This window comes from Clostridium arbusti SL206 (assembly GCF_000246895.1).
In the GTDB taxonomy this organism is placed as follows: Bacteria; Bacillota; Clostridia; order Clostridiales; family Clostridiaceae; genus Clostridium_I; species Clostridium_I arbusti.
The window spans coordinates 1-1,801 of record NZ_BAEV01000181.1 but is presented as its reverse complement, the minus strand read 5'-3'; the positions used below and the strand labels follow the sequence as shown (position 1 = coordinate 1,801).

The following is a 1,801-nucleotide window of genomic DNA, read 5'->3' as shown; positions in this document are numbered from 1 at the left end:
ACACGTAGTATAGTTTTAGGTTTTTAATATATAAGGCATGTGAAAATAAATAACAAGTCAAAATAGACTAGTATACTAACTAGTTATTTATTTGAAGATGCCTAAGTTGCAATTAAAATTATATATTAATAGTAGTTAGTAGATGAGTTTTAAACAAATTAGCAGTTTTATAATGAATATAATTTATTGAAACATATATATTAATAAATTTATATTTTAAATTATATAAAATGATAGGAGGAAATATGTTATTATGTGCACATGATTTTATAAAAATATTAATCGCCTGTTTCTTAGGTGGGATTATAGGATACCAAAGGCAAAAAAAAGGCATGTCAATGGGCATGAGAACTCATATCATTGTTTGTATAAGTGCAACTTTGGTTCAGATAATATCCATAGACTATAACATAATAAATAAAAGTAATACAGATGTAATGAGACTAGGGGCACAAGTTATATCGGGAATTGGGTTCTTAGGAATGGCAAGCATAATTAAAGAGGGAGGAAATGTTGTAGGACTTACTACAGCAGCAAGCGTTTGGTTTATTGCTTGCGTTGGGTTAGCAGTTGGTACCGGTATATATGTTCCAGCAGTAATTGCTACATTAGTTGTATATTTTATTCTCAGAGATATATTTAAAATCGATAAAAGAGTAAAAAAGGTAAAGGGGAATGAAAATATCTATGAAGTAGAAATTATATTAAATGGAATTATAGCAAATGATAATGAAATAAATTCAATATTTAAAATTATTATGAAAGCAAAATTTAAAATTTCTGAAATACGTGTTAATACAGAGGATAAAAGTAATTTAATGATATATATGAACATAATGGTACCATCAAATAAGGAACCTAATTCAATACTAGGAAGTTTACTTCAATATGAATATGTGAAAAGAGTTAATATCTTATAAAGGAATATGATTATATTCCTTTATAATTTGAACATAAATAACCTTGCATATTTGCAAGATTATGATATAATTAGTTTGAAATATGCAATATAATATGCAAGATTATGATATAATTAGTTTGAAAATATCTAATATAGTGTTGCATTTGACATTAAGTAAATTATAACATTTGTAAAAAATGTTATATATTCCATATAAATATATAACATATAATTAACTTTATGTTGTCAGAGGGTCTAGTTACAATTTAATAAGTTACACAATATAAATATATATAATGTTAGTTTAATTAGAAAGTTTATAATTGATTTTAAAATGATAATTTTTGCAGGTTGATGTAATTGTTTAACTGTACTATAAAACGTTTAAATCTCAATGTAAAGGATTATACTGATTATTATAAGATTTTAGCAAAGTTTTTACTAAGGAGGAATATAATGAATAAAAATTTTAAGAATATGATAATTCTTTTTGCAGGTTTCTTTTTTCTGTCTCTATTTTCCAATACATTGTCACCTTTTATTACTACAATAAAAAATACATATGGTGTATCTAATGAGACTATAGCAATATTACCACCAGTAGTTTACTGTGCTTCTTTTATAATGAGCATAGCTAGTGCGAGGCTTCAGTCATTAATTAGTCTTAAAAGGGGATTACATATAGGCTTTTTGTTTATAGTTATTGCCAGTGGTATAATTTTAGTTTCAAAGTCTTTTTATGTTCTGTTAATTGGATATTTTATTTCAGGATTAGCAGTTGGAATGGGAACTGTATTTTTGACAACTATGCTTTCATTACTTCCTAAAGAATATCAAAAGTTCAGTTTTGCCCAAGCTTGTTTTGGATTAGGTGGAATTTTAATTTTACCTATAGATAGA

Annotated in this window: 2 protein-coding genes; both read left to right on the top strand. The window is 25.5% G+C overall.

The genetic code is table 11. The features are described 5' to 3' along the window. Positions 1-245: 245 nt before the first annotated feature. Positions 246-920: an MgtC/SapB family protein gene (locus RH99_RS17915; protein WP_010241671.1), complete on the top strand. Its 675-nt coding sequence runs from the start codon at positions 246-248 to the stop codon at positions 918-920. Between the two features lie 437 nt (positions 921-1,357). Beyond that, positions 1,358-1,801 (top strand): MFS transporter (locus RH99_RS17910; RefSeq protein WP_010241670.1); only part of this gene is annotated, 444 nt, incomplete at its 3' end.

Coding starts and splice junctions, on each gene's coding strand:
- RH99_RS17915 (WP_010241671.1), top strand. CDS start 246: ATGTTATTATGTGCACATGATTTTATAAAAATATTAATCGCCTGTTTC.